Annotated in this window: 27 protein-coding genes; 20 read left to right on the top strand and 7 right to left on the bottom strand. The window is 42.7% G+C overall.

What is annotated here, in order from left to right; all coding sequences use genetic code 11:
- Positions 1–175: 175 nt before the first annotated feature.
- From HMPREF2704_RS09945 to ldcB, 3 genes are all read left to right on the top strand, one after another.
- The gene (locus HMPREF2704_RS09945; RefSeq protein ID WP_070846533.1) at positions 176–1,231 is read left to right on the top strand and encodes a DUF6574 domain-containing protein; all 1,056 of its coding nucleotides are present in this window, start codon (positions 176–178) and stop codon (positions 1,229–1,231) included.
- Positions 1,232–1,297: 66 nt separating this feature from the next.
- The gene (locus HMPREF2704_RS09940) at positions 1,298–3,085 is read left to right on the top strand and encodes a TcaA second domain-containing protein (protein WP_176745650.1); all 1,788 of its coding nucleotides are present in this window, start codon (positions 1,298–1,300) and stop codon (positions 3,083–3,085) included.
- A gap of 9 nt (positions 3,086–3,094) precedes the next feature.
- On the top strand, positions 3,095–3,874 hold the full coding sequence (ldcB, locus tag HMPREF2704_RS09935; RefSeq protein WP_070846529.1) for an LD-carboxypeptidase LdcB/DacB: 780 nt from the start codon (positions 3,095–3,097) through the stop codon (positions 3,872–3,874).
- 31 nt (positions 3,875–3,905) lie between these two features.
- Here ldcB and HMPREF2704_RS09930 read toward each other — a convergent pair whose 3' ends face one another.
- The 3 genes from HMPREF2704_RS09930 to coaA form a co-directional block, all read right to left on the bottom strand.
- Positions 3,906–4,415 (bottom strand): DNA topology modulation protein, encoded by a 510-nt coding sequence (locus HMPREF2704_RS09930; RefSeq protein ID WP_070846527.1) that lies wholly within the window; start codon positions 4,413–4,415, stop codon positions 3,906–3,908.
- A 66-nt stretch (positions 4,416–4,481) separates the two neighbouring features.
- A complete protein-coding gene (gene rpsT, locus HMPREF2704_RS09925; RefSeq protein ID WP_003007640.1) occupies positions 4,482–4,730 on the bottom strand; it encodes a 30S ribosomal protein S20 in 249 nt (82 codons plus the stop codon).
- A gap of 96 nt (positions 4,731–4,826) precedes the next feature.
- The gene (gene coaA, locus HMPREF2704_RS09920; RefSeq protein ID WP_070846525.1) at positions 4,827–5,747 is read right to left on the bottom strand and encodes a type I pantothenate kinase; all 921 of its coding nucleotides are present in this window, start codon (positions 5,745–5,747) and stop codon (positions 4,827–4,829) included.
- Positions 5,748–5,837: 90 nt separating this feature from the next.
- On the opposite strand from coaA, the gene HMPREF2704_RS09915 reads away from it, so the two are divergent.
- From HMPREF2704_RS09915 to HMPREF2704_RS09850, 14 genes are all read left to right on the top strand, one after another.
- A complete protein-coding gene (locus HMPREF2704_RS09915; protein ID WP_037615364.1) occupies positions 5,838–6,431 on the top strand; it encodes a class I SAM-dependent methyltransferase in 594 nt (197 codons plus the stop codon).
- Entirely contained in the window at positions 6,428–7,705 is a 1,278-nt protein-coding gene (locus HMPREF2704_RS09910) for a pyrimidine-nucleoside phosphorylase (RefSeq protein WP_061590810.1), read from the top strand. Before HMPREF2704_RS09915 ends, HMPREF2704_RS09910 begins: the two co-directional genes overlap by 4 nt.
- A gap of 17 nt (positions 7,706–7,722) precedes the next feature.
- Entirely contained in the window at positions 7,723–8,385 is a 663-nt protein-coding gene (deoC, locus tag HMPREF2704_RS09905; protein ID WP_003001619.1) for a deoxyribose-phosphate aldolase, read from the top strand.
- Positions 8,372–8,761, top strand: coding sequence for a cytidine deaminase (locus HMPREF2704_RS09900; protein ID WP_031573704.1), 390 nt, complete (start codon positions 8,372–8,374; stop codon positions 8,759–8,761). Before deoC ends, HMPREF2704_RS09900 begins: the two co-directional genes overlap by 14 nt.
- Before the next feature lie 75 nt (positions 8,762–8,836).
- On the top strand, positions 8,837–9,898 hold the full coding sequence (locus HMPREF2704_RS09895; protein WP_031573707.1) for a BMP family lipoprotein: 1,062 nt from the start codon (positions 8,837–8,839) through the stop codon (positions 9,896–9,898).
- Positions 9,899–10,032: 134 nt separating this feature from the next.
- Positions 10,033–11,568 carry an ABC transporter ATP-binding protein gene (locus tag HMPREF2704_RS09890; RefSeq protein ID WP_070846523.1) on the top strand — a complete coding sequence of 512 codons (1,536 nt, stop codon included), beginning with the start codon at positions 10,033–10,035 and terminating at the stop codon, positions 11,566–11,568.
- Positions 11,561–12,622 carry an ABC transporter permease gene (locus HMPREF2704_RS09885; protein ID WP_049485437.1) on the top strand — a complete coding sequence of 354 codons (1,062 nt, stop codon included), beginning with the start codon at positions 11,561–11,563 and terminating at the stop codon, positions 12,620–12,622. Before HMPREF2704_RS09890 ends, HMPREF2704_RS09885 begins: the two co-directional genes overlap by 8 nt.
- Positions 12,622–13,578 carry an ABC transporter permease gene (locus tag HMPREF2704_RS09880; RefSeq protein WP_021153355.1) on the top strand — a complete coding sequence of 319 codons (957 nt, stop codon included), beginning with the start codon at positions 12,622–12,624 and terminating at the stop codon, positions 13,576–13,578. The genes HMPREF2704_RS09885 and HMPREF2704_RS09880 overlap by 1 nt, the downstream gene beginning before the upstream one ends.
- Positions 13,579–13,853: 275 nt before the next feature.
- Positions 13,854–14,456 carry a hypothetical protein gene (locus HMPREF2704_RS09875; protein ID WP_070846521.1) on the top strand — a complete coding sequence of 201 codons (603 nt, stop codon included), beginning with the start codon at positions 13,854–13,856 and terminating at the stop codon, positions 14,454–14,456.
- Between the two features lie 21 nt (positions 14,457–14,477).
- Positions 14,478–15,113: a copper homeostasis protein CutC gene (locus tag HMPREF2704_RS09870; RefSeq protein ID WP_070846519.1), complete on the top strand. Its 636-nt coding sequence runs from the start codon at positions 14,478–14,480 to the stop codon at positions 15,111–15,113.
- 103 nt (positions 15,114–15,216) lie between these two features.
- Positions 15,217–15,882, top strand: a complete 666-nt coding sequence (locus HMPREF2704_RS09865; protein ID WP_070846517.1) for an MmcQ/YjbR family DNA-binding protein — start codon at positions 15,217–15,219, stop codon at positions 15,880–15,882.
- A 1-nt stretch (position 15,883) separates the two neighbouring features.
- Complete coding sequence (locus HMPREF2704_RS09860; RefSeq protein ID WP_070846515.1) at positions 15,884–17,638, top strand: ABC transporter ATP-binding protein; 1,755 nt, start codon at positions 15,884–15,886, stop codon at positions 17,636–17,638.
- A complete protein-coding gene (locus tag HMPREF2704_RS09855) occupies positions 17,625–19,379 on the top strand; it encodes an ABC transporter ATP-binding protein (protein ID WP_070846513.1) in 1,755 nt (584 codons plus the stop codon). Before HMPREF2704_RS09860 ends, HMPREF2704_RS09855 begins: the two co-directional genes overlap by 14 nt.
- 251 nt (positions 19,380–19,630) lie before the next feature.
- Entirely contained in the window at positions 19,631–19,879 is a 249-nt protein-coding gene (locus HMPREF2704_RS09850) for a hypothetical protein (RefSeq protein ID WP_003001593.1), read from the top strand.
- 18 nt (positions 19,880–19,897) lie between these two features.
- Here the strand turns inward: HMPREF2704_RS09850 and HMPREF2704_RS09845 are convergent, their stop codons facing one another.
- The 3 genes from HMPREF2704_RS09845 to HMPREF2704_RS09835 form a co-directional block, all read right to left on the bottom strand.
- Positions 19,898–21,202: an aminotransferase-like domain-containing protein gene (locus tag HMPREF2704_RS09845; RefSeq protein WP_049485650.1), complete on the bottom strand. Its 1,305-nt coding sequence runs from the start codon at positions 21,200–21,202 to the stop codon at positions 19,898–19,900.
- A gap of 63 nt (positions 21,203–21,265) precedes the next feature.
- The gene (locus HMPREF2704_RS09840; protein WP_003011253.1) at positions 21,266–21,913 is read right to left on the bottom strand and encodes a PAQR family membrane homeostasis protein TrhA; all 648 of its coding nucleotides are present in this window, start codon (positions 21,911–21,913) and stop codon (positions 21,266–21,268) included.
- The gene (locus tag HMPREF2704_RS09835) at positions 21,888–22,388 is read right to left on the bottom strand and encodes a DUF1836 domain-containing protein (RefSeq protein WP_070846511.1); all 501 of its coding nucleotides are present in this window, start codon (positions 22,386–22,388) and stop codon (positions 21,888–21,890) included. Before HMPREF2704_RS09835 ends, HMPREF2704_RS09840 begins: the two co-directional genes overlap by 26 nt.
- 66 nt (positions 22,389–22,454) lie before the next feature.
- On the opposite strand from HMPREF2704_RS09835, the gene yaaA reads away from it, so the two are divergent.
- Positions 22,455–23,180, top strand: coding sequence for a peroxide stress protein YaaA (gene yaaA, locus HMPREF2704_RS09830; protein WP_070846509.1), 726 nt, complete (start codon positions 22,455–22,457; stop codon positions 23,178–23,180).
- Positions 23,181–23,300: 120 nt separating this feature from the next.
- Here yaaA and HMPREF2704_RS09825 read toward each other — a convergent pair whose 3' ends face one another.
- Positions 23,301–23,747 carry a MarR family winged helix-turn-helix transcriptional regulator gene (locus tag HMPREF2704_RS09825; protein ID WP_070846507.1) on the bottom strand — a complete coding sequence of 149 codons (447 nt, stop codon included), beginning with the start codon at positions 23,745–23,747 and terminating at the stop codon, positions 23,301–23,303.
- Positions 23,748–23,978: 231 nt separating this feature from the next.
- Between HMPREF2704_RS09825 and HMPREF2704_RS09820 the strand changes: the two genes are divergently transcribed.
- Both HMPREF2704_RS09820 and HMPREF2704_RS09815 read left to right on the top strand, forming a co-directional pair.
- The gene (locus tag HMPREF2704_RS09820) at positions 23,979–24,452 is read left to right on the top strand and encodes a cell wall elongation regulator TseB-like domain-containing protein (protein ID WP_176745649.1); all 474 of its coding nucleotides are present in this window, start codon (positions 23,979–23,981) and stop codon (positions 24,450–24,452) included.
- Between the two features lie 16 nt (positions 24,453–24,468).
- Entirely contained in the window at positions 24,469–25,647 is a 1,179-nt protein-coding gene (locus tag HMPREF2704_RS09815) for a pyridoxal phosphate-dependent aminotransferase (protein WP_003007583.1), read from the top strand.
- The last annotated feature ends 135 nt before the right edge of the window (positions 25,648–25,782 follow it).

The raw sequence follows: 25,782 nt of genomic DNA, 5'->3' as shown, positions 1-25,782 counted from the left end.
AATAATTGAGAGGTTAGGACTTTTGTCCCAGCCTTTTTCTTTACTAATTTCTAGAAATGAGTAGAATTTGTATGTTTTTCAAAAGATATTACAGGGATTTTCCAGTCTTTCATTGAAAATGGTTCAGAAATTTTGTATAATACCCTAGTATAAACAATTGTTAAGGAGATTCATTATGTCAAAACAAGATTGGCTGGATTATTTCGAAGCCGTAAATGGTCGTTCTGCTAGTGCAGAAGAAATCGCTCAAGCGCTGGCTGCAGGAGAATTTCAAGAAGAAGTAGTGGTTCCAGAAACCCCACAAACCACAGAATTTGTTGCAGCGCCAACTGCCCCTGTTGAAGAACCAGTAGCAGCTCCTCAAGCTCCAGAATTTGTCGCAGCACCAGCAGCGCCAGCAGCCCCAGAGTTTGTTGCAGCGCCAACTGCACCTGCAGAAGAACCAGTTGCAGCTCCAGTTCAAGAACCGGCTCCTCAAGCTGCTTCAGCGAATGGACCTGCTTTCCAACAAGCTCCACAGCAAGCCTACCAACAACCGACTCAAGCAGCTTATCAACAAGCTCCTTACCAAGGTCAACCAGGACAACCTTATCCTGCCCAACCAAGTCAATTTGGTGTAGCCGTTGGTGGTTACTGGAATTGGTTCCTTTCAGCTTTGAAACGTCCAACAGCTGTAGAAAATCCAAAAGCTCTTAACGGAATTTTACAGTATGTTTTGACTGCCTTTGTCTTGACCCTATCAACTTTCTTCACAGCTAGTGGAGCTACAGGTGGTTATGGAATGGATTTCCGTGCCTTTATGTTGACATTGATTTCCCTTTTCTTTAGCGTTTACGCCTTCCAAGTAGCTGGATTCTTTGTTCGTCGTGTGGTTCTTCAAGATAAGGAATACAGTTACGGTCGTTCATTTGAAGAGTTTGGACGTTTGTCTGTTTACACTTTGCCACTTGCCCTTCTTGCTTTCTTAGTAGGTCTTGTAAAAGTTTATGAATTTTATGGCTTTGTAAACTTCCTTATTTTCTTCTTGTTCTTTGTTGGAACATGCTATGTCGTTCATCAAGGATTGAACAAGACAAGCTTTAAAGCAGATAAATTCTTGCTTCTAGTAGCATCATCTGTTGTCTTGCTTCTCATTGCTATCTTTGTCATTTATGTGAATGCTCGTATTTTAGAACAAGTAGCTATTGGATTTATTCCAAGTGCTCCAAATTTCTCTAACTTTGGATTCTAACAATATCACAAAACGGAAGGTGGGGGAACCCACTTTCCCTATTTTATAATGAGGGAGAAGAGATCCATGCAAAAGAAATGGGTTGAATTATTTGAAAAAGTGATTGGTCGCAAACCGTCACCAGAAGAGTTTATGGCTGGGAAAGCTTGTGGATTTGATTTGAAACAAATTCAGTCTATCGCAGGAAATGCCCCAGCAGAGGAAGTAGCTCCTGTTGAGAAACCAGTGGTTGAACCAGTTGAAGAAGTGAAGAATGTTGATCCACTTCTAGCAGCTCGTCAGGCTTGGTTGCAACATTTTGAAGAAACCTATGGCCGCAAGCCGAGTGCAGAAGAATTTACCGCAGCTAAAAGTCAAAACTTCGAGTTTTTTGTAGGACCTGTGCCTGAAGCAGAATTTGCGAACCCAGATTCAACAGATGTAACACAGGAATATGTGCCTCAACAGCCGACTCAAGAGTATACGGCTCCACTTGCTGCTGAGCAAACGCAGGTCTTTGCTGGTCCAAATGTCACAGAAGCAGGTCCAGTTCAGAAAAAACAAAAGGCCCCGAAAACGAAGGGTGGAAAGAAACTTTCCGAGAAGAAAATTGGGATTATTTCTGCTATTGCAGTCCTTGTGATCGCTTTGGTAGCAGCCTTCTTTTACTTCCAGTCTACAACACGTGTCGAAGTGACAGCAGATAAATTTATTAAGGCAGTGGACACCAAGGATTATCGCGAAGCAGCAGACCTACTTTCAACCGATAACGATAAATGGACAAAGGATGAAGCCGAAAGCTTTATCACCAGCATGGAAGATCAAGGAGTCGATATCGGCACAGAGTTGAACAAGATCATCGATAATGGTGGAGAAGGCAGCTATACGGATAAATCTGGAAACAAGATCTTTGGTTTGGAAAAAGCAGACAAGAAATTTGGGATCTTCCAAGAATACCGTGTAGCCAGCTATCCAGTACAAGTCAAGGTCAAGACCAATTTGGACCAAGCCAAACTCAAAGTGGCTGCCAATAAAACGGTAACCTTGAAAAAAGATGCAGTGACAGATCTTGGTTCTTTCCATTACAATACAAAAGAAATGGAATTGACTGCTAAAACAGAGGTCGGAAATGTCACTTCTAAGATCCATCTCAATCCTAAAAAAGCAACTAAGAACAACTTAGAATTGCAGTTGAATTCTGAAAAACGCAATTTAGAAGTTGAGTTCCCTGATGAGGTTGAAAACCCAACGGATGTGAAGGTTGTAGTCAACGGCAAAGAAGTCGGAACCAGCACGACCTTTGAAGTAGATAGCATCCCTTATCAAGAAATTGAAGTACATGCTGTCTTCAACATGAATGGGGAAACCTATACAACTGAGAAGGCTAAGGTGACGATTGAAGAGGGTGAGAACGATCCGATCGAACTTAAACTAGCCAAAGATACCCTAAAACGCATCAAGAGTGCACAAGATGCTAAGAAAGCGCAAGCAGCCAAAGAAGAACAAAATCGGACCTTGGCGGAAGAGTTCTTGAAAGAGTACCGCGACGCTGTCTTTAGCTCAGTTTCAAATCGAAACAACACCTACTCTAAATACTATGACACACAAAGTCAAGCCTACAAGGATATGGTTGAGTTCACAACTGGTGATGGTGTTCGAAAGGCTAAAATTGACTACTATACTCCAGGAGCTTTGGACATTCAAAGTGTCACTGAAGAAAATGGTGTGGTAACGATCAAGACTTATGAAGACTTTACCGTGCATTATACAGATAGCCATCCAGATTCACAAAACCGCAAGTACAAGACCTACACTTTGAAAAAAGTAGGTGCAAGTTATGTGATTACGGATATTGTCGTAACAAAAGAATCATAGGAGATTCCCATGAAAGCAAGATTTTCCAAATTAACTTTGGTGACAGTTGCCTTGTTAACCCTGACAGCTTGCTCCCAATCTCAATCCACTAGTTCTAAATCTTCTGCAAAAGAAGAAACTAAACAAACGCAAACTAAGTCTTCCAAAGGAACGTCTTCTGCAAAGGATACGTCAAAAGAAACTGGCAAAGAAGAGTCGTCAAAAGCTGGTAAGTCAGATGTGAAAGTGGATTCTGGTGTCAGCTATAATGGTTCCTACTATAGTGTCAAAGGGAAATATGGTGAGGTCATGATCGCCAACAAACATTATCCCTTGTCGCCTGACTTTAACCCAGGTGAAGATCCTGAAGCTGTTTCAGCCCTTCATGAATTGATCGCAGCCATGCAGGCAGAAGGTTATCCGATCAGTGACCAATATAGTGGTTTTCGTAGCTACGACACCCAAGTTGGTCTCTACCAAAACTATGTCAATCAAGATGGTCAGGAAGCCGCCGATCGTTATTCTGCAAGACCAGGTTATAGTGAACACCAAACTGGTTTGACCTTTGATTTGATCGATACCAGTGGTAATTTGGTAACCGAACCTGGACCAAGTAAGTGGTTGCTTAAGAATGCTGCTAAATATGGCTTTGTGGTTCGTTACCAAGAAGGAAAAGAAAAAGTAACAGGCTACATGCCTGAAAGCTGGCATCTCCGCTATATCGGAAAAGAAGCACAAGATATTGCGGACTCAGGCTTGAGTCTGGAAGAATACTATGGCTTCACTGGCGGAGACTACGTTGATAAATAAGAAAAGGCTGGGATTTTAATCCCAACCTTTTTTATTGTATTGTTTTTAGAAATGCATCCAGCTCTTTTTGATTCTTGAGAGAGATGAATTTATCGGGATAGGTAGAACGGATATTTCTATACCTTTCTTTGGCATTCTTAGTTCGACCGTCCCAAAGGATCCAACGGATGAATTCCCAGTCAAAGCGTTCAGGGCAGCCTGCTGCCATACTCTCGCGAACGCGTCCCTTATAACGACGGTATCGTTTCCAGGCTCTATAGAGGCAGTTCCAACGAGAGAAGTTGAGAAAGATAATGTGGTCGGCTTGCTCCATTCTTTCCTCATAGCAACACCATGAATAATTTCCATCAATGACCCAGTCTTTATGTTGGCTAAGAAACTGTTTCATCTGTCCCTCCATCCAATCCCGGTCACTGTCTACCCATCCTGGTTGAAATTGAAGGGTATCCATGTGGAGCTTGGGGATGGAGTAGTGGCGAGATAAGGCTCCAGCCAAGGTAGATTTTCCAGATCCAGAATAGCCGATAATAACAATTTTCATAAGCACCTCTCAAAAATTTAGGCACAAAAAAAGCTCCGGAGAGCTTGATTTTTATGCTGTTCTTGATTAACCAAGTTTCGCTGCAAGACGTGCTTTATCACGGCTAGCTTTGTTCTTGTGGATCAAACCTTTAGTTTCTGCTTTATCGATAGCTGAGCTAGCAGCGCGGTAAAGTTCTTCAGATGGGTTTGCTTCAAAAGCTTTGATTGCAGTACGCATAGCTGATTTTTGAGCTGAGTTTTTTTCGTTTTGTTTAACGTTCAATTCAGCGCGTTTGATAGCTGATTTAATGTTTGCCAAGTTATTCACCTCCATTGATAATCTAACTATCTCATTATATATGAAAAGTTAAGATTTGACAAGCCTAAAATAGCTTTTCCTTAAAAAAGTACCGTTAACAGGCCATTTTCTCTAGCGTTTTAGATAAATTTCATCGATTTCATGGTTGGTTGCCTTATGGAGAATCAGATCAGCTCGGTTTCTGGTTGGTTGAATGTAATGTTGCAAGTTGACTAAATTAATGGATTCCCAGACCTGATGGGCCATGTTTAAAACTTCTTCTAAGGGTTGCTCTGTAAATCGATAGTAGTAGTTATTGGGATCATTTTGAGCTAATGCAAGGAGTTTTTGGAAGCGATCGATATACCAAGATTCGATATCGTCGACCGCGGCATCCACATAGATTGAAAAATCAAAGAAATCGGTCATATAGAGAGTGTCATTTTGCGGATTTTGAAAGACATTGATACCTTCGACAATGACAAAATCAGCTGGTAAAATGGTTTGCTTCTCATCTGGGACAATATCGTATATTTCGTGGGAATAGACAGGGATTTCTACACTCTTGTTGTTTTTGATTTGATTAAGAAAATCAAGGAGCAATTCCATATCATAGCTTTCCGGAAATCCTTTTCGATTGAGGATCTCTTGTTCTTTTAAGATAGCATTTGGATAGAGGAAGCCATCTGTTGTCACCAATTCTACTGTCGAGCCTTCGAAGGTTCGTGACAGCAGGATTTGAAGGAGACGGCTAGTGGTCGATTTCCCAACAGCAACACTCCCTGAAACTCCAATGATAAAGGGTTGGCGTTCACTCGTTTTTTGAAGAAAAATACCTTTTGAGAAGGCCAAATCTTCTTTGGAACGCTTGTAGATTCCAATCAGGTTTGTCAAAGGCAGGTAGACGTCACGTACATCCTGGAGGTTGATGCGGTCGTTAAAACTTTTAATAGAATTGAGCTCTGTTTGAGAGAGAGGTGGGGTGGTTTTGCGGTGCAAATTTTGCCACGTTTCCCGATTAATTTTTTCAAAATGTAGAAATTCTTTGTCCATATGTCACTCCTATTGTAGTCTTTAGTATACCAATTTTTAGAGGTCATGTAAACGATTTAAAAAAGGAGTGAATTATGATAAAATAACCTTATGAGTAAAATGTATTTCGATGTAAACCCAGATGCAGCCCATGATATTCATGATCTGGCTGTTGTTTTATTGGGGCAAAAGATGAATTTCTATACGGACGCCGGCGTCTTTAGTAAAAAAATGATTGACTATGGAAGTCAGGTGCTCTTATCAACCCTGGATTTTCAAGAAGGAGAAAGTGTCCTTGATGTTGGCTGTGGCTATGGACCAATCGGCCTCTCTCTAGCTAAAGCCCAGGGAGTTGCAGTGACCATGGTCGATGTCAATGAGCGGGCACTGGACTTGGCTAAGAAAAATGCCAGCCGAAATGGCGTGGAAGCTCAGATCTTTTCTTCGGATGTCTATGAAGCAGTAGAAGGGGTCTTTGACCATGTGATCAGTAATCCGCCGATCCGAGCTGGTAAGAAAGTGGTCCACCAAGTGATCACCGGTAGTTTTGAACATTTGAAACCAGGTGGAGACTTGACCATTGTCATTCAGAAAAAACAAGGGGCTCCGAGCGCTAAGGCCAAGATGGAAGAGACGTTTGGCAATTGTGAGACCGTAAAAAAAGACAAAGGCTATTATATTTTAAGAAGTGAGAAAGAATCATGAGAGCAGTAGATATCATTCAGAAAAAAAGAGATGGTCTTGCCTTAAACAAGGAAGAAATTGAATGGCTGATTGAGGGCTATGTGGCTGGAACAGTACCAGATTACCAAATGTCCGCTTTTGCTATGGCTGTTTATTTTAAAGGGATGACGACGGAAGAAATTTCTCATATGACCATGAAGATGGTCCAAACGGGGCAACAGTTTGATCTGTCAGCTATTCCAGGGATCAAGGTGGACAAACACTCGACTGGTGGTGTGGGAGACAAGGTGACCTTGGTCTTGGTGCCTTTGGTTGCAAGTTTCGGAGTGCCGGTTGCCAAAATGAGCGGTCGTGGCTTAGGCCACACGGGTGGAACCATCGATAAGTTGGAATCCATTAAGGGTTTCCAGATTGAACGGACCCAAGAGGAATTTATCCAGCAGGTGCAGGAGATCGGCTTATCGGTCATTGGTCAATCCGACCAACTTGTAAAAGCAGACAAACTTTTGTATGCTCTGCGTGATGTGACAGCGACAGTGGATACCATTCCTTTGATTGCTAGCTCCGTTATGAGTAAGAAAATCGCTGCTGGAGCGGATGCTATTCTTTTGGACGTGACGGTAGGCGAGGGTGCCTTCATGAAGAATATTGAGGATGCTCGTCGCTTAGCACGTACCATGGTGGATCTTGGAAATGCAGTGGGTCGGAAAACCATCGCTGTCATTACAGATATGAGCCAACCATTGGGAACCAGTATTGGCAATCGTTTAGAGATTTTGGAAGCCCTGGATATTCTGAAAGGACAGGGGCGCGCTGAAGTCACTGAGTTTATTTGTGAATTAGCGCAAATCATGTTGAAATTGGCCAATGTAGATCAATCGATTGAAGCCATCCTTGAACACTTGACCAATGGTCAAGCTTTAGCGAAGTTTGAAGAAATGGTGGTGGCTCAAGGTGGAGACTTAGAAGATTTGCATCGTCCCGTTAAAGTGGATCAGGTCCTTGAAGTAACAGCGGACCAAGATGGCGTCATTGCTGCTTTACCTGCCATGGAGTTTGGTTTGTTTGCTATGCGCCTGGGTGCTGGTCGTGCTGTCAAATCGGATCCCCTCGATTATGAAACAGGGATTGTGTTTGACAAAAAAGTGGGAGAGCACGTCAAAAAAGGGGAACGCATTGCTCGCATTTTCATGAATGAAAAAAATTCACAAGAAAGAGTTACAGAATTCAAAAAAAATGTTAAAATACTAGAAAGGGCTGAAAGCGTTAAAGAAATTATTGAAATAATATCTTAAGCAGCTCAGGAGATTGTATGAAGTTAAATAAATATATCGATCACACTCTTTTAAAACCAGATGCGCAACAAGAACAGATCGAAAAGCTGATCGAAGAAGCCAAGGCTTATGATTTTGCGAGTGTCTGTGTGAACCCGACATGGGTGAATTTTGCGGCTGAGGGCTTGCGCGATTCAGACGTTAAAGTTTGTACCGTCATTGGTTTTCCTTTAGGAGCAAATACACCATTTGTCAAAGCGTGTGAAACAAAAAATGCGATTCAAAATGGTGCCGATGAGATTGACATGGTCATTAATATCGGGGCTCTTAAGTCTAAGAATTTAGCACTAGTTGAGGAAGATATCCAAGCGGTAGTCGAAGCGAGCGGTGATAAGCTGGTCAAAGTCATCATTGAGACTTGTCTCTTAACCGATGATGAAAAGATCGTTGCTTGTCAAATTGCTAAGTTAGCTGGCGCAGACTTTGTGAAGACTTCAACTGGCTTCTCAACTGGAGGAGCAACGGTAGAAGATGTGGCCTTAATGCGTCAAACTGTTGGACCCGACATGGGTGTTAAGGCTTCTGGTGGTGCTCGCTCTTATGAAGATGCTCTTGCTTTTATCGAAGCTGGTGCGACCCGTATTGGGACTTCTTCTGGTGTAGCCATCATGGAAGGAAAGGTGGCTCATGGCGACTACTGAGTTGATTGACTTAGCAGTTGAAGTGAGTAAACAAGCCTATGTGCCTTACTCTCATTTCCCAATTGGAGCTGTACTGCTAACGAAGGATGGAGAAATCTATACAGGGGTCAATATAGAAAATGCCAGTTTTGGTTTAACCAACTGTGGAGAACGGACAGCCATTTTTAAAGCTGTTTCTGAAGGAGCTCGTGAGTTTCAAGAGCTCATTATCTACGGGCAAACAGAAAAGCCCATCTCTCCATGTGGTGCTTGTCGCCAGGTCATGGCTGAATTTTTTGAGCCAGACCTTCCTGTAACCTTAGTATCTAAAGATAAATCGACGGTCGTGATGACGGTCAAGGAATTACTTCCATATTCCTTTACAGACTTGACTTAATGGGTCTGTGAGGCGGTCTTTTGACCCTTTCAATACTTCGCAACAATGTTGCACAATAATTTAGGAGGTTCAGTAATGAACAAGAAACAATGGCTAGGCCTTGGTCTAGTAACTGTCGCTGCTATCGGACTTGCAGCATGTGGAAATCGTGCGTCTAAAAAAGATAGCGCTAACTCAGAATCTAAAACAGATTTGAAAGCTGCTATCATTACCGATACTGGTGGTGTGGATGACAAATCATTCAACCAATCTGCTTGGGAAGGTTTGCAAGCTTGGGGTAAAGAAAACGGTCTTTCTAAAGGGAACGGATTTGACTACTTCCAATCAACAGATGAATCTCAATATGCGACAAACCTTGATGAAGCTGTTTCTAACGACTACAAATTGATCTTTGGTGTTGGTTTTGCCTTGAGCGACTCTGTTAAAAAAGCTGCAAAAGACAACCAAGATGTGAACTATGTCATCATCGATGACCGTATTGAAGGACAAAAGAACGTAGCATCTGCTGTTTATGCCGATAACGAAGCTGGTTACCTTGCTGGTATCGCTGCTGCAAAAACTACAAAAACTAAACAAGTTGGTTTTGTAGGTGGTATGGAAAGTGAAGTTATCACTCGTTTCCGCGCTGGATTTGAAGCTGGTGTTAAATCTGTTGACCCATCTATCAAAGTTCAAGTAGACTACGCTGGTTCGTTCGGTGACTCTGCTAAAGGTAAAACAATTGCTGCTGCACAATACGCTGCAGGTGCAGACGTTATCTACCAAGTAGCTGGTGGTACTGGTGCAGGTGTCTTCTCTGAAGCTAAAGACTTGAACGAGAAGAAAAATGAAGACGAAAAAGTTTGGGTTCTTGGTGTTGACCGTGACCAAAAAGCTGAAGGTGAATACACTTCTAAAGATGGTAAAAAATCTAACTTTGTATTGGCTTCAAGCTTGAAGAAAGTCGGAGAATCTGTAAAAGACTTGGCTAAGAAAACTGCTGACGGTAAATTCCCTGGCGGTAAAGTGATTACTTATAGCTTGAAAGATGGTGGAGTTGATTTGACAACTGACAACCTTTCTGCAGATGCTAAAAAAGCAGTCGAAGATGCTAAAGCTAAAATCCTTGACGGGTCTCTTAAAGTTCCTGAAAAATAATATTTGATTGGATCGGCCCGACCTTCAAGGGCCGTTCCTTTTAATAAATTGAGACATTTTTGTCTCAGTAAAATCTATTAGCAACCCTAGTAGATTTTATTGAAATAAAAATAGATTTGAAAGGAAACACCCCCATGACACATGAATATGTCATCGAAATGCGTGAGATTACCAAAAAATTTGGTGACTTTGTAGCAAATGACAAGATTAATCTTCAGTTGCGCAAAGGTGAAATCCATGCACTTCTTGGAGAAAATGGTGCAGGGAAATCTACCCTGATGAATATGCTGGCTGGTTTGTTGGAACCAACTGGCGGAGACATCGTGGTAAATGGAAAAACTGTTAACCTAGACTCACCTTCAAAAGCAGCTTCTTTAGGAATTGGAATGGTGCACCAACACTTTATGTTGGTTGAAGCCTTCACTGTTGCTGAAAATATCATCCTTGGGTCTGAAACCACTAAACATGGTATTTTGGATCTTAAGAAAGCCAGTCAAGATATCCTTGATTTGTCTAAAAAATATGGCTTAGCAGTGGATCCAAATGCTAAAGTTGAGGATATTTCCGTCGGTGCGCAGCAACGTGTGGAAATCTTAAAGACGCTTTATCGTGGAGCCGACATCCTAATCTTCGATGAACCTACTGCAGTGTTGACACCAGCTGAAATCGAAGAATTGATGACAATCATGAAGAACTTGGCAAATGAAGGAAAATCCATTATCTTGATTACGCACAAGTTGGATGAAATCCGTGCTGTTTCTGACCGCGTCACAGTTATCCGTCGTGGTAAATCAATTGAGACAGTCGAGATTGGTGGAGCTACCAACCAAGACTTGGCCGAAATGATGGTCGGTCGTTCTGTTTCCTTTAAAACGGAGAAAGGTCCTTCTCAACCGAAAGAAGTCGTCTTGTCGATCGAAAACTTGGTTGTAAACGAAAACCGGGGAGTCCCAGCTGTTAAGAATTTGTCACTGGAACTTCGTGCTGGTGAAGTCGTCGGGATTGCAGGGATTGACGGAAATGGTCAGTCTGAGTTGATCCAAGCGATTACAGGACTACGGAAGGTAAAATCCGGTTCAATCAAGATTAAAGGCAAGGACGTTGTGGGACTTCGTCCACGTCAAATCACAGAAATGAAAGTAGGGCACGTCCCTGAAGACCGTCACCGGGATGGATTAGTCCTTGATATGATGATCTCTGAAAATATTGCCCTTCAAACCTATTATAAAGAACCTCTTAGCAAGAATGGTATTTTGAATTATCCAAATATTACCTCTTATGCTAAGAAGTTGATGGAAGAGTTTGACGTTCGTGCAGCCAGTGAAGTGGTACCTGCTAAGGCTCTCTCTGGAGGGAACCAGCAAAAAGCCATTATCGCTCGCGAAATCGATCGTGATCCGGATCTCTTGATCGTTAGCCAGCCGACTCGTGGATTGGACGTTGGAGCGATCGAATATATTCACAAACGTTTGATTCAAGAACGGGATAATGGAAAAGCTGTTCTGGTTGTCAGCTTTGAATTAGATGAAATTTTGAATGTTTCTGACCGTATTGCGGTTATTCATGATGGGAAGATCCAAGGGATCGTAACCCCTGAAACAACGAATAAGCAAGAACTTGGAATCCTCATGGCAGGTGGACAAGTAAAGGAGGGAGCATCAAATGAATAAGAATTTAAAACAAATTGCCGTTCCATTGGTGTCTGTCCTTTTAGGATTGGTCTTGGGTGCCATTATTATGTGGGCCTTCAGCTATGATGCCCTTTGGGGATATGAATTGCTGTTTAAAAAAGCCTTTGGTTCGATTAAGAGTTGGGGAAATATTTCCCGTGCTATGGGGCCACTGATTTTAGTTGCTCTTGGGTTTTCAGTAGCCAGCCGGGCCGGCTTCTTTAACGTTGGACTTCCTGGTCAGGCTTTTGCAGGATGGATCATGGCGACTTGGTTTGCCCTTTCCTTCCCAAATATGCCTCGCTTACTGATGATTCCGATGACCGTTTTGATTGCGGCTATTGCAGGTGGATTTATTGGAGCGATTCCTGGTTTCCTTCGTGCCTATCTCGGAACCAGTGAGGTCATTATCACCATTATGATGAACTACATTGTTCTCTATGGTGGGAATGCCTTGATTCATAGCTTCCCAGCTTCCTTGATGAAAAACAAGGACTCAACCATTGATGTGGGAGCCAACGCTGTCTACCAAACGGAGTGGTTGCGTAATTTGACAGACAAATCACAAATGAACATCGGGATCTTCTTTGCCATCATCGCAGTGGTGGTCATCTGGTTCTTGATGAAGAAAACAACACTTGGTTTTGAAATCCGTGCCGTTGGTCTCAATTCGAATGCGGCAGAATACGCTGGGATGTCTGCAAAACGGACCATTATCCTTTCTATGATCATTTCTGGTGCTCTTGCTGGTATTGGTGGGGTAGCAGAAGGTCTGGGTATTTACTCAAATGTCTACGTTCAAACCAGCTCGATGAGTGTTGGATTTAACGGAATGGCCGTAGCCCTTCTTGCGATGAATTCACCAATTGGTATTCCATTTGCTGCCTTCTTGTTTGGTGCACTTCAAATTGGGGGAGTTGGTATGAAGCCAGCTGCAATCCCTGAAGAAGTCGTTCAAATTGTGACAGCATCTATTATCTTCTTCGTATGTGCCCACTACATTATTGAAAAGATGATCTCGATGCGTTCAGCTAAAAAAGGAGGAGCAAACTAATGAGTATTGTAACGATTTTAAGTATTCTTGTTTCCTCTATGATTGTGTATGCAGCGCCGCTGATCTTCACAAGTATCGGAGGAGCATACTCAGAACACGCTGGGGTTGTTAACGTTGGTCTGGAAGGAATCATGGTTATGGGAGCCTTCTCAGGTATTATCTTTAACTTGACTTTTGAGCCTGAGTTAGGAAGTTTGACACCATGGTTGTCCTTGATCGTTGCTGCAGGGATTGGAGTACTCTTCTCCTTGATTCACGCGGTGGCAACCATTCATTTCCGTGCTGACCATATCGTCTCAGGTACAGTATTGAACTTGATGGCACCACCACTTGCGGTCTTCCTTGTTAAAGCGATGTATAACAAGGGACAAACTGATAATATCAAAGTTGCCTTTGGGAAAACATCGATTCCGGTCTTATCTAAAATTCCGGTCATTGGGGATATTTTCTTCAACAATGCCAGCATCATTGGTTGGGTTGCGATTCTATTTTCATTCTTTGCTTGGTTTATCATGTTCAAGACGAAGTTTGGATTGCGTCTTCGTTCAGTTGGGGAACACCCACAAGCAGCAGATACATTGGGAATCAATGTATATAGAATGCGCTACTTAGGAGTGATGATCTCTGGTGCCCTAGCAGGAATCGGAGGAGCCATTTACGCTCAGTCAGTTTCTGTTAACTTCGCCGTGACGACTATTGTAGGTCCTGGATTTATCGCCCTTGCGGCTATGATTTTCGGGAAATGGAACCCAATCGGGGCCATGCTTGCTAGTCTCTTCTTTGGAGCTTCTCAAAGTTTGGCTGTTATCGGGAATCAATTGCCTTTGCTTAAAGGGATCCCATCCATCTACTTGCAAATTGCGCCTTACGTTTTGACCATGGTTGTCTTGGCAGCCTTCTTCGGACAAGCAGTTGCGCCAAAAGCAGATGGTGTTAACTACATTAAATCGAAATAATGCACAGAGAGAGGTTGGGACAAAAGTCCTAGCCTCTCAATTGTCTTTGGATTGTCGAGCAAGACGCAGTGGTTGAGTGGGCTCTACTACGCTGATTTCATCAGCTTTTACAGCCCTACTCAACTGTGCGGAGGTGGGACGACGAAATCGAATTCTAACGAATTACCGATTTCTGTCCCACGCTCTCTTTTGCTTTGTAAAGGCCCCTCTTAGTCGCAATTTCTTTAGATTTAGGGTACAATAAGAATACAACTTTTCACGTATTGGAGGAGCAGATGTTTAAGTGGATGAAACGCCTGATTGGCATGGTGATCGTTTTATTTATTTTATTAGTGATCTTGTTGGTTCCTGGATCTATCCCTGAAGGAGAGCAACTGAGAAATGTGCAGGCAGGGAGTTCTTTGATTGAGTTGGCTCAAAATGCTGTTTCAAATGCCTCTGTGAGCACTGAAGGGCTCTCAACTGAGCTAAGTCTCAATTCAGTGCAATTGAGTCAGGTCGTAAAAACAAGTGCTGGATCCGCCCTTGACAATTCTGACTATCAAAAGATGGCATTAGGAATGGATGGCAATGACCTTCATGTCAAAGTTCCTGTATCATTAGGGCCAATCGATAGCTATCTAGATTTAACCATGACCGGTCAAGTTGAAAACAATGTCATGAATTTGACCGTGACCGGTGCTAAATTAGGGAAAATGCCCATTCCAAAATTCTTGGTTCTCAACTATTTGAAGGATCAATCCAATCAAAATGGAGGCGGCTTCACAGTGAATGGTGATCAAATCACCCTTGATATCCCTCAAGCAGGCTATAGCATCTCAAAAGCGAGAGTGGAAAATGGCAATGCTAAGGTAACTGTTAGTATATCCTTGTTTTAAGTCTTTGTAATTGGAGTTGTCATGCTTGTCTTTGAATTTTGTGCAGAGAATTTAACTTATATTGATAAGGCGATTGCTGCTGGGGCAGGTCGCATTGAACTGTGCGACAACCTGGCAGTAGGCGGGACCACACCGAGTATAGGTGTGATTAATGAAGCAATCAAACTGACAAGAGAGAAGTCCGTGGATCTATGTGTCATTATCCGGCCCCGTGGTGGCGATTTTGTCTACACTGATCTGGAAGTCCAAGCTATGCTGACGGATATTCGTGCTGCGAAAGAAATAGGGGTTACTAGTTTTGTGCTGGGTGCGCTGACGAGGGATCGAAAGTTGGATCAGAGAGTCATGCAGCTTTTACTAGCAGCCTGTGGAGAGGCAGAGGTGGTCTTTCATATGGCCTTTGATGAGTTAGCTCATACAGATCAGCTAGAAGCGATTGAGTGGCTTTCTGATCAAGGTGTGGCCCGTATTTTAACACGAGCAGGAAGTCCAGGTGACCCACTAGAGCAACGCTTTGCACACTATCATCGTTTATTAGATGCAGCTAAGGGAAAGATTCAGATCCTGCCAGGTGGGGGTGTGACCCTTGACAATCGTCAGCTCTTTTTGGAGCAATTGGGCGTTTGTCAACTGCATGGCACGCGCATCGTGTTTTAAAAAAGAAACGATCACTGCTTGAAGTAGTTTTGAGGATCCGTTATCAAGGTTGGGGACGTTGTTTCCAGCCTCTTCTAGTGCAAAAATGAATAAGGGAGAGAAAATGTTTTTAGAGCATTATTTTGACCGATACACCTTTCAGCCAGAAAAGGGATTGGCTTATGGATTTGAAAAGAGAGGGGCAGGCTATGAGTACCAGTGCCCCGTCTTATCGGACACTTTTCTCTTAAAGGTCCAGGTCTACGACCAGAAGATTTCTTTTCAGGTCTATGATCAGGATACAGGGGACGAGTATATCCAGATCCATCTGGAACAGCTACAGGGAAATTTCGTCGGCCAAGTCAGGGAAGCCTGTCAGGAAAGTCTTGAAAGGATCCGGCAAGCTTGTTTTGAGGTCGAAGAATTTCTCTATCCTCAAGCCAAGCGTCTCATGACCTATATTTCTCTGCACTATCAGGGAACGATTGAGTATTTGTGGGAGAGATCTCCGGAATCCGGTGCCATTCGCCACCGAGACACCCTCAAGTGGTATGGTGTCTTTATGACCATTGATTGGAAAAAATTGGATGCTAGCAAGTCTGGGAAAATAGAAGTTTTGAATGTCAAGTCTGATCAAGTAGCCTATTTCATCCAGCAGAAAGGGATTTATCCAGCCTTTCATATGAATAAAAAATATTGGGTGAGTATCCCCTTAGATGGAACAATTGCTGATGAGGACTTGTTTGCTCTGGTGGATAGTAGCTGGCACCACACCAAAAAGGGGAAATAAGATGAATCTGTTGAGGAAATTATCTTGGTTTTTTAATTTAGAGAAGAAGCGATACTTGATCGGGATAGGATCCTTGATCTTGGTTAGCTTTTTAAACCTCATTCCTCCAAGAATCATGGGACTTGTGATCGATTTGATCGATAAAAGAAGGCTGACACTAGGGCAGTTAGTTGTGGATATTGCCTTTTTGGTCCTCGCAGCTCTAGCCATGTATGGCCTTCGTTTTGTATGGAGACGCTATATTTTTGGGACGGCCAATAAGTTGGCTCGGATCTTGCGTTACCGTTTGTTTAAGCAATTTACGCTCATGTCTCCGTCTTTTTATCAGCGTTATCGGACAGGTGATCTCATGGCCCATGCTACTAATGATATTAATGCGGTAACCATGTTTGCTGGTGGCGGGGTTATGTCTGCAGTGGATGCTTCTGTGACCGCCTTGGTGACCCTAGTCAGCATGTTTTTCATGATTGATTGGCGCTTAACCCTCTTAGCTATTTTGCCTCTACCGGTTATGGTGGTAGTGACTTCCGCCATTGGACGCAAAAACCACAAAGCCTTCAAAGAGGCCCAAGAAGGCTTCTCAGAGCTGAACAACTTTGTTCAGGAATCAGTATCAGGGGTTAAGGTGACCAAATCCTTTGGCTTTCAGGCAGATGAGATTCAGGCTTTTGAAAAGACCAATCAAATGGTCTTTTCAAAGAATATGACTTCAGCCGGTTACAATGCTTTGTTTGATCCGACCACTCTTCTTTTTGTCGGTCTTTCCTATGTTTTGACGCTCTACTTCGGGGGGCTATTTGTTCAGGAAGGAAGCCTGACGGTTGGACAAATCGTAACCTTTATTACCTATCTAAATATGCTCGTCTGGCCCCTTCAAGCTATGGGCTTCTTGTTTAATATTAGTCAGCGTGCTAGCGTCTCCTATGATCGGATTGAGACACTTTTAGCAGAAATACCTGATATCCAAGATCCAAGTCAACCAGTCACAGACATCCAAAACGGCGATCTGGCATATGACATTAAAGAATTCGCCTATGAGAAAGAGCCTGTCCTTAAAAAGGTAGCCTTTCATTTAGAAAAAGGGCAAACCCTTGGGATTGTGGGTCCAACTGGATCTGGAAAGACCACCTTGTTGCGTCTCTTGCTTAGAGAGCACGACTTGGAGCAGGGAGATATCTTGCTCAATGGGATCTCTATTAAAGACTATCGCTTGGAAGATCTTCGAAGCCTGATCGGCTATGTCCCTCAAGATCAGATCCTCTTTGCCATGACCATTCGCGAGAATGTCGCTTTTTCAGATCCACAGATCAAGGAAGAAGAGGTGATGAAGGCTCTGAGAACTTGTGGAGTCTATGAGGATATTCTGGCCATGCCAGACCAGATGGAGACAGTGCTGGGAGAGCGAGGGGTCTCTCTTTCTGGCGGGCAAAAGCAACGGATTGCCATGAGTCGTGCTTTGGTCATGAATCCTGAGATCTTGATCTTGGATGATTCCCTGTCTGCAGTAGATGCTAAAACGGAGCACCAGATCATTGAAAATATGAAGCAGGAACGCAAGGGGAAAACAACGATCATCACAGCCCATCGCCTATCAGCGATCGTTCATGCGGATTTGATTCTGGTAATGGAGAATGGACAGATCAAGGAGCGCGGAAATCACGAGGAATTAATGGCTCAAAAAGGTTGGTACTATGAAACCTATCAAGCCCAACAATTATCAGAAGAAATGGAGGGAAAGCTGAATGAAAACATCTGAAGCTCATGTTATGAAGCGGCTCTTGACTTACATGTGGCGTTATAAATGGTTAACAGCCCTAGCCTTAGCCTTTACCTTCCTGACTAGTCTGTTATTGACAGCGATCCCTCTTGCAGCTCGCTGGTATATTGACCACCTAGTGGATCCAACAAAAGCCGGCTCTCCAGTCATGACAGCTTTTCAGTTTCTCATTCTCTACTATGGGTTATTCATTGGGCGTGTGCTGGCAACTTACCTGAGCCAGTTAACCTTTGCGCGTGTATCCAATTCCATCGTAAGAGATATCCGTCTAGATATTTTCAAAAATCTTCAAAGACTGGGTATGTCCTTTTATGACCAGACAGCAGCAGGTTCGATTGTTTCGCGTGTGACCAATGATACACAGGCAGTCGCAGATATGTTTTCTACGGTCTTTTCAAGCCTGGTTTCATCCTTTTTACTTTTTATAGTCACTCTTGTAACCATGTTTAGCTTGGACTGGCATTTGACCATTTGGATCCTGCCTTTTCTTCCCATCATTTGGTTTTCCATCCGTCTCTATCGCAAGTTATCCAATCGCTTGGTCAAGATGACCCGACAAAAATTATCAGATATCAATGTGAAATTATCGGAATCTATTGAAGGGATGCGGATCGTGCAGGCCTTTCGTCAAGAAAAGCGCTTGACGGATGAATTCGAACAGATTAATGGGGAACATTTGGATTACGCCAACCGATCTGTAGATGTCAATTCCCTCTTTTTGAGGCCAGCAATGACCCTGTTACAGGTTCTGGCTTATGCGGTTATTCTAACCTTTTTCGGCCTAAATTGGCAGTCCTCAGGCTTTACAGCCGGTCTTATCTATGCCTTTATCCAGTATGTTAGCCAGCTTTTCCAGCCCTTGATTGATGTTACGCAGAACTTTGCTACCTTGCAGACCTCAACCATTTCTGCAGGTCGTGTCTTTGAGATGATGGATCGAGACGACTACGAGCCCAAGCAAGCTGGTAGCCTGAAAGAAATTGAGCGGGGAGATATTCGTTTTGAGCATGTATCTTTTTCTTATGATGGCAAACGGGATGTTCTAAAAGATATCTCCTTTGAGGTCAAAAATGGACAAACCATCGCTTTTGTTGGTCATACTGGTTCTGGTAAATCCTCTATTATCAATCTCTTCATGCGATTTTATGAATTTGATCGTGGCCAGATCTTGATTGATGGACAGGATATCAAGGACTACAGCCAGGAAGCCTTGCGTAAGTTCATCGGTTTAGTGTTGCAGGAACCCTTCCTCTATCATGGAACCATTGCTTCTAATATCCGGATGTACCATGAAGAACTGACAGATGAGGAAATCCGACAAGCAGCTGCATTTGTGGATGTGGCAGACTTTATTGAGAGTCTACCTGGTGGTTATGATCATTCGGTAACAGAGCGGGGTTCTACCTTATCGACTGGTCAGCGTCAGCTTCTGGCTTTTGCCCGGACCATTGCTGCCCAGCCTAAGATCCTCATTTTGGATGAGGCCACTGCCAATATCGACCAAGAGACGGAAGAGATGATCCAAAATTCTCTGAAGAAGATGCGCCAAGGGCGGACAACCATTGCCATTGCCCATCGCCTTTCTACCATCCAAGATGCCGATTGCATCTATGTTCTCGATAAAGGAAAAATCATCGAATCGGGCAATCACGATCAACTCATTGCTCTAGGAGGAACGTATAAGAAAATGTATGACCTCCAGGCTGGTATGATGAAATAAGGAAAACAAGGAGAGTGGGACAGAAATCGGTAATTTGTTAGAATTCGATTTCGTCGTCCCACCTCCGCACAGTTGAGTAGGGCTGTAAAAGCTGATGAAATCAGCGTAGTAGAGCCCACTCAACCACTGCGTCTTGCTCGACAATCCAAAAACAATTGAAAGGCTAGGACTTTTGTCCCAGCCTCTTGTTTTTCTTACTTGAAAGCTGTAAAATAAAGAAAAGAAAAGAAAAGAAAAAGGGAGCATACACCATGTCAAACGATCTGATCCTGATGGGAGTTGTCATTGTCTTATTTGGACTTTATTTCACTCTTCAAGTTGAGCTCAATAAAGTCAGAAATCAATTCACTCACTATCTTCTTAAACCAGGTAGCATCTCCAAGGAACAAAGAGAGAAGTACCTCAAAGAACCAGAGATGGAAGCGATTCGCCTAATTCGCCTCGATTATCGGATCGGCCTTCAAAATGCTAAACTTATCTATGAGCAATTAAAGAAATAAGAAAGACCCTCGTATAGTCTATATGAGGGTTTCTCTTTCAAAAAAAGGCGTAAGCTTTGGTAAAACAGTGGCCACATCTGCAGATTTGATCTTGGCGAGTTGATAAGGACAAGTAGTAATGTAAGCTGCTTCAAAGAAATCAAGCGGGAGTCCACTGTGTTTTAAGGCAGCAAGGGATTGAACTTGACTGAGTTCTAGAAGGATCCCATCGTGGGTCAGGGTCAGATGAGGGAGAAGAGAAGACTGATCCATCAAGGTATTCAATCTTTCTTCTTCCTCTTTTTTTCTGGCTAGGAGTCGTTTTTTATTGGTCAGATACATACCGTTATCAATGTAGAGACTCAAAGCCTTTTGCATGATCAGATTACTATCATAGTCCAGAATCGTCTTATAGGTCAAGACCGGCTTAAGAAGGTCTTGGGGAAGGATCATGGAAGTGATGCGAAGAGCAGAAAAGAGATTGGTCGAAAAAGATTTGATATAGATGACTCGGTCCTTTTGATCCAAATAATGAAAAGATGGAGCATTGCTGCCATCAAGATCTCCAAGATAGTCATCCTCAACAAGGTAGACATCATATTGGTCAGCTAGTTGCAAGATCGCTTCTTTCTGCTTGGTCGAATAGCTATGACCAAGCGGATAGTGAAAACGAGGGATCGTGTAGAAGAATTTGATATGGCCACTTTTGAAAATCTCTTCAAGTTCCTCGAGATCAATCCCCGTTAAATTACGTTGAATGGTACGGTAGGCAAGTCGCTGCGAATCTAAGAGTTGGTTCATCCGATGATAAGTCGGTTGCTCGATCAAGATCTGCGATTTTTTATTGGGAAAGTCAATCTGGCTGAGGATATTGAGCGCCTGCTGGGTACCAGCAGTCAAAACAATCTGATCCGCAGTCGTATAAATACCTTCTTCCTTCAATAAGCCTTGAATCGATTGACGTACTTCGAGTAAGCCTGCTTGGTCCGAAAAGTTGTTGAAGAGATAATTCTCCCGTCCAATCAAGGTTTCATTGATACAGGTCCGGAAGTCCTCAAAAGCCTGGTTGCGGTCTTTCTCTAATTTTAGTGGAAGATCCTCATGTCGATTAGGTTCTTGCTCCAAAACATAGTAGCCACTTTGAGGCTTAGCATAGAGGAAGTGCTGGTAAGTCAAGTCCAGCAAGGCCCGTTGCACTGTGTCCTTACTACAAGAAAATTGACTAGCTAACTGGCGAACGGAGGGAATTTTCTCTCCAGTTTCCAGTTCTCCATCTTGAATGGCTTTTTTTAGTACATGAATAATTTGTTGGTATTTGCTCGTCTTCATCCTGACTGTCCCCATACAGTTTTTTTCTATTGTACAGAAAAAATCACAAAAAAACCACTCCGAAGAGTGGTGAGCGTATTACATAAAGTAAACGATGGCTAAATACTGAAGAGCAGAAGCTGCCAGGATGAAGAGGTGCCAAATCATGTGGAAGTATGGTTTTTTCTTAGCATAAAAGCCAGCTCCAACCGTGTAGCAAAGTCCTCCCATGAGCATGAGACCCCAGAAGATCGGATTGGTTTGGCTAACGATTTGGGGAATAATAAAGATGACCAACCAGCCCATGATCAAGTAAAGAGCGAGACTGAACTTTTCATTGACTTTTTTGGCAAAGATTTTATAGAGAATACCAAAGATGGTGGTCCCCCATTGGATCAAGATAATGCTGTAGCCCATCCAGTTGTTCATCAAGGTAAGGACAACGGGTGTGTAACTACCTGCGATCGCAATGTAGATCATGGAATGGTCGATAATACGAAGCACATACTTTTGAGGTGAATCGTAAGACATGGCATGGTAGACGGTCGAAGACAGAAACATCAAAAAGAGACTGATCACAAAGATAGAAGTCCCAAAAGCACTGAGCAGACCGTGTTGCTCAAAGCTATAGACTGCTGAGATTGGAAGCAAGATCAACATGAGGAGGGCGCCAACAGCATGGGTTACGCTATTTGCGATCTCTTCTCCAAAGGATAATTTTTTACTTAGTTTCATGGTGTAATTCATCAGTTTCTTCCTCCGTTGTTGCTGGTTGAATATAAGATAGGGTTTCAAGATAAAGTTGAACTGTCTGACAGGCAGAGCGAATGATGGGAGCGATCGGCTCTTTTTGCTCATTGAGATAAGCGACAAAGCTATTATAGAGAAGATCTGAACTCGCCTGGTCCTGCAAGAAATTTAAGGTAGAAGCGATCTCCTGAATAGAAAAGACCGTTTTTAAGGTTGTAATAGCGATCAAGCGAGCCACCTGTCTACGCTGGTATTTCTTCTTATCTGGTTTTTCGACATAGCCATGTTTTACGTAATTGTTGATCATGGCAGCCGTCAAGCCCTTGTCTGAAGAAGAGAGAACAGGTGCACAGGTTTTATTGACATAAAGTAGGACCTGATCGAGATAGAGGTCTAGCTCAGGCAGTTGCTCCCACGTTGGATAGGAAAAAGTGGACACTAAATCTTCAGCTTTCTTTAATCTAGTTTTCATAACTAGATAATAACATTAATAAAAACTCCTGTCAAGAAAATTTGAAAAATATGGTACAATAGACCTATGAAACTATTAATTCCATCCGCCAAAGAACTGAACGAACAGGCTCGTATCGTCGAGCCCCAACCCTTGTCAGAGAACACAAAAACCATCCTCCAAGCTTTGAGGGCATTCTCCCTAGAAGAATTAGCGACCTTTTACGGGATCTCAGAGGAAAGAGCTCTAGTAGAAAAGGAAAGAATTGAGGCTCTGTTAGCTGGGAGTGCCAAGACCTATCCTGCTTTGGAACTGTTTGATGGCCTTATGTATCGTAGTATTGAGCGTCAAGACTTATCCCAAAAAGAGCAGACTTATCTGCAGGAGCATTTGTTGATCACGACTGCTTTATACGGTGTGCTACCTGCCTATAAAGGGATTGCTCCCCATCGCTTGGATTTTATGATGAAGCTAAAACCAGCTGGAAAATCTCTAAAGGAATTCTGGAAAGAGGACTATGATCAGGCAGTAGAAGGTGAAGAACAGATCTTATCCCTTTTGTCTTCTGAGTTTGAACAGGTCTTTTCAAAAGCCATTCGTGAACGAATGATTCGGATCAAATTCATGGAGAATCGTGGTGGGACACTAAAGATTCACTCGACGATTTCAAAGAAAGCACGTGGGGCTATGGTGACAGCCATGATGAAGGAAGAAATCACCCATCTAGAAGATCTGAAATCACTAGAAGTAGCAGGTTTCTCTTATCGTGAGGATTTATCGCAAGAGAAAGAATGGATCTTTGTGAAAGAATAAATAAAAATATTCCTGAGAAGCGTCAGGAATATTTTTTTTGATCTGTTAGATAAAGAGAATGCACGATGAAAACTCCAAAATAGAGGATTTTGGAGTCAGAATCGACTTGAGCAGTAAGGCTTAGGCGATATGTTTGAATTTCTTCAAGAGTTCTGTCAACTCAGCTTGCTCGCCACTATTAAAGACTTGCATCAAGCGTTGAATATTTTTGATATGATCTGGAAGAGCTTCTTCGATCTTTTTACGACCGGCATCTGTAATAGATACAAGATAAGCACGGCGGTCTTCTGGATCGGTTTCGCGTGTAATCCAACTATCGCGGACCATATTGCGAATAACCACAGTCATATTTCCAGAGGTCGCAAGAATGCTATCAATCAGATCTTGAATGCGGAGATCGCCTTTGCTGTACAAGGTCTCAAGTACAGAGAATTGAGTTGGTGTCAACTGGTGCTTTTTAAAGATATGAGCCTCAGAGGCACGGATCAATCGTTCTGCCTTGTGGAAGACGATCATGGTTTTTAAATCTACGTTTGCTTCTTTGAATAATCTCTTTAAATTTTCCATATCTATATTTTATCAATAAATAGTATTTCTGCCTTTTAATTTTATTTTCAAATTAGTTACAGAATTGTGACAAATTTATTAAACTATGAACAAATGATAGTAAAGGTGTTAATTTTAGTTTGTTTATCAAACAATTTTATACTAAAACATTGTAACAGGTATGAAATATTAGTAACAATTCTTTCTTGAAAATCTATAGAATTCTAGGTGGCTTTGGTGTATAATGAGGGAGTGAAACAGAAAAATTATCTTTTTATCATATGGCAACATATAATAGGAATCTGTGTCTTAGTTCTGACGGTCCTTTTTTCTTGGCTATTTCTTGCTGAAAAAACTTCTGATCGCTTGCAGGATCAAATGGCGCAAGCAAGAAAAATAGCTCTGTCTCACTCTTCGATTGCGACCATTGAGACGGAGAGTTTCTTTCATGGCAAAGAAGCGTATCTTTCCTTTATTGGCAAGGACCAAGAGGGGCAAGAACTAGCGGTTTTGGTGGCGCAGGCGGATGATGCAGTCTATACCTACCCTTTGAAAGAAGGAGTTAGCTCCAAAGAGGCAGCTTCCGTCGTCAAAGAGAAGAGTCAGGACGCGATTGATCGTGTCACTTTTGGACGCTTTAAAGGCAAACCGATCTGGGAAGTTAAGGCTGGGAGCTCTTATTATGTGGTGGATTTCAAGACTGGAAAAGTCACCGGTGTTTTTTAAGATTTGAGGAGGAAATATGAAATTATCAAATCGTGTATTGGAAATGGAAGAAAGTGTGACCTTGGCTGCAAATGCGCGTGCCAAAGCTTTGGCAGCAGAAGGTCGTGATATCTTAAGTTTGACCCTGGGTCAACCTGACTTTGCGACTCCAAAAAATATTCAAGAAGCAGCAGTCGCATCGATCGAGGATGGTCGCGCTAGCTTTTATACGGTAGCATCTGGACTTCCAGAATTGAAGGATGCCATTAGCGACTACATGAAAGAGTTTTATGGCTATGCAGTGAATCGAAATGAGGTTGTGGTCGGTACTGGTGCTAAGTTTATCATCTATGCCTTCTTTACTTCTGTCATCAATCCAGGTGATGAAGTCATCATTCCAACCCCTTGCTGGGTTTCTTATGTAGACCAGGTGAAGATGGTAGAAGGCACACCTGTTACTTTCCAAACAACAGAAGAAAATCACTTCAAGGCAACGGTAGAGCAATTGGAAGCAGCACGGACAGACAAGACCAAGGTTGTCTTGCTGAATTCGCCATCCAATCCAACAGGAATGATCTACAGTAAAGAAGAACTCGAAGCAATCGGAAACTGGGCTGTCGAGCATGATATCTTGATTTTGGCAGACGATATCTATGGTCGATTGGTCTATAATGGCAATACCTTTACGCCCATTTCTAGCTTATCAGAAGCGATTCGCAAGCAAACCATCGTGATTAACGGAGTTTCTAAAACCTATGCTATGACTGGTTGGCGGGTTGGTTTTGCTGTAGGAGATTCTGAGATTATCGGAGCTATGGCCAAGGTGATCAGCCAAACAACTTCCAACTTAACAACCGTTTCCCAATATGCCGCAATCGAAGCCCTCACAGGAGACCAATCTTCTATTGAGATCATGCGTCAAGCTTTTGAGGAACGCTTGAATACTATTTATCCTTTGTTGAATGAAGTACCTGGTTTTGAAGCCATCAAACCTCAAGGAGCCTTCTATCTCTTCCCAAATGTCAAGAAGGCCATGGAGATGAAGGGCTATACGGATGTGACGGAATTTACCACTGCAATTTTAGAAGAAGCAGAGGTTGCTTTAGTAACGGGAGCTGGCTTTGGTGCCCCTGAAAATATTCGCTTGTCTTATGCGACAGATTTGGACACCCTGAAAGAGGCTGTTCGCCGACTCAAGGCCTTTATGGAAAAATAAAATCGCAAGATCCTTAGTAATGAGCTGAGGATCTTTTTCTTTAAAAAAAATCTGGTTTTCACAGGTAGAGCCTAGCACTGAAAGCCTTTTTATGATACAATTAAGAAGATAATGTCTTCGGACAAGTTTAACGAG

This window comes from Streptococcus sp. HMSC076C09, from assembly GCF_001837905.1.
In the GTDB taxonomy this organism is placed as follows: domain Bacteria; phylum Bacillota; class Bacilli; order Lactobacillales; family Streptococcaceae; genus Streptococcus; species Streptococcus parasanguinis_I.
The sequence above is the reverse complement of the archived record's forward strand: the minus strand, read 5'-3'. Positions and strand labels throughout refer to the sequence as shown.

What these genes read in the sequence shown, in the direction of transcription:
- HMPREF2704_RS09815 (WP_003007583.1), top strand. Translation starts at nt 24,469, where the DNA reads ATGAAATTATCAAATCGTGTATTGGAAATGGAAGAAAGTGTGACCTTG.
- HMPREF2704_RS09855 (WP_070846513.1), top strand. Translation starts at nt 17,625, where the DNA reads ATGAAAACATCTGAAGCTCATGTTATGAAGCGGCTCTTGACTTACATG.
- HMPREF2704_RS09825 (WP_070846507.1), bottom strand. Translation starts at nt 23,747, where the DNA reads ATGGAAAATTTAAAGAGATTATTCAAAGAAGCAAACGTAGATTTAAAA.
- HMPREF2704_RS09915 (WP_037615364.1), top strand. Translation starts at nt 5,838, where the DNA reads ATGAGTAAAATGTATTTCGATGTAAACCCAGATGCAGCCCATGATATT.
- HMPREF2704_RS09900 (WP_031573704.1), top strand. Translation starts at nt 8,372, where the DNA reads ATGGCGACTACTGAGTTGATTGACTTAGCAGTTGAAGTGAGTAAACAA.
- HMPREF2704_RS09885 (WP_049485437.1), top strand. Translation starts at nt 11,561, where the DNA reads ATGAATAAGAATTTAAAACAAATTGCCGTTCCATTGGTGTCTGTCCTT.
- HMPREF2704_RS09850 (WP_003001593.1), top strand. Translation starts at nt 19,631, where the DNA reads ATGTCAAACGATCTGATCCTGATGGGAGTTGTCATTGTCTTATTTGGA.
- HMPREF2704_RS09860 (WP_070846515.1), top strand. Translation starts at nt 15,884, where the DNA reads ATGAATCTGTTGAGGAAATTATCTTGGTTTTTTAATTTAGAGAAGAAG.
- HMPREF2704_RS09835 (WP_070846511.1), bottom strand. Translation starts at nt 22,388, where the DNA reads ATGAAAACTAGATTAAAGAAAGCTGAAGATTTAGTGTCCACTTTTTCC.
- HMPREF2704_RS09945 (WP_070846533.1), top strand. Translation starts at nt 176, where the DNA reads ATGTCAAAACAAGATTGGCTGGATTATTTCGAAGCCGTAAATGGTCGT.
- deoC (WP_003001619.1), top strand. Translation starts at nt 7,723, where the DNA reads ATGAAGTTAAATAAATATATCGATCACACTCTTTTAAAACCAGATGCG.
- HMPREF2704_RS09840 (WP_003011253.1), bottom strand. Translation starts at nt 21,913, where the DNA reads ATGAATTACACCATGAAACTAAGTAAAAAATTATCCTTTGGAGAAGAG.
- HMPREF2704_RS09940 (WP_176745650.1), top strand. Translation starts at nt 1,298, where the DNA reads ATGCAAAAGAAATGGGTTGAATTATTTGAAAAAGTGATTGGTCGCAAA.
- rpsT (WP_003007640.1), bottom strand. Translation starts at nt 4,730, where the DNA reads ATGGAGGTGAATAACTTGGCAAACATTAAATCAGCTATCAAACGCGCT.
- HMPREF2704_RS09930 (WP_070846527.1), bottom strand. Translation starts at nt 4,415, where the DNA reads ATGAAAATTGTTATTATCGGCTATTCTGGATCTGGAAAATCTACCTTG.
- HMPREF2704_RS09875 (WP_070846521.1), top strand. Translation starts at nt 13,854, where the DNA reads ATGTTTAAGTGGATGAAACGCCTGATTGGCATGGTGATCGTTTTATTT.
- HMPREF2704_RS09895 (WP_031573707.1), top strand. Translation starts at nt 8,837, where the DNA reads ATGAACAAGAAACAATGGCTAGGCCTTGGTCTAGTAACTGTCGCTGCT.
- HMPREF2704_RS09890 (WP_070846523.1), top strand. Translation starts at nt 10,033, where the DNA reads ATGACACATGAATATGTCATCGAAATGCGTGAGATTACCAAAAAATTT.
- HMPREF2704_RS09845 (WP_049485650.1), bottom strand. Translation starts at nt 21,202, where the DNA reads ATGGGGACAGTCAGGATGAAGACGAGCAAATACCAACAAATTATTCAT.
- HMPREF2704_RS09865 (WP_070846517.1), top strand. Translation starts at nt 15,217, where the DNA reads ATGTTTTTAGAGCATTATTTTGACCGATACACCTTTCAGCCAGAAAAG.
- HMPREF2704_RS09880 (WP_021153355.1), top strand. Translation starts at nt 12,622, where the DNA reads ATGAGTATTGTAACGATTTTAAGTATTCTTGTTTCCTCTATGATTGTG.
- ldcB (WP_070846529.1), top strand. Translation starts at nt 3,095, where the DNA reads ATGAAAGCAAGATTTTCCAAATTAACTTTGGTGACAGTTGCCTTGTTA.
- coaA (WP_070846525.1), bottom strand. Translation starts at nt 5,747, where the DNA reads ATGGACAAAGAATTTCTACATTTTGAAAAAATTAATCGGGAAACGTGG.
- HMPREF2704_RS09870 (WP_070846519.1), top strand. Translation starts at nt 14,478, where the DNA reads ATGCTTGTCTTTGAATTTTGTGCAGAGAATTTAACTTATATTGATAAG.
- HMPREF2704_RS09910 (WP_061590810.1), top strand. Translation starts at nt 6,428, where the DNA reads ATGAGAGCAGTAGATATCATTCAGAAAAAAAGAGATGGTCTTGCCTTA.
- yaaA (WP_070846509.1), top strand. Translation starts at nt 22,455, where the DNA reads ATGAAACTATTAATTCCATCCGCCAAAGAACTGAACGAACAGGCTCGT.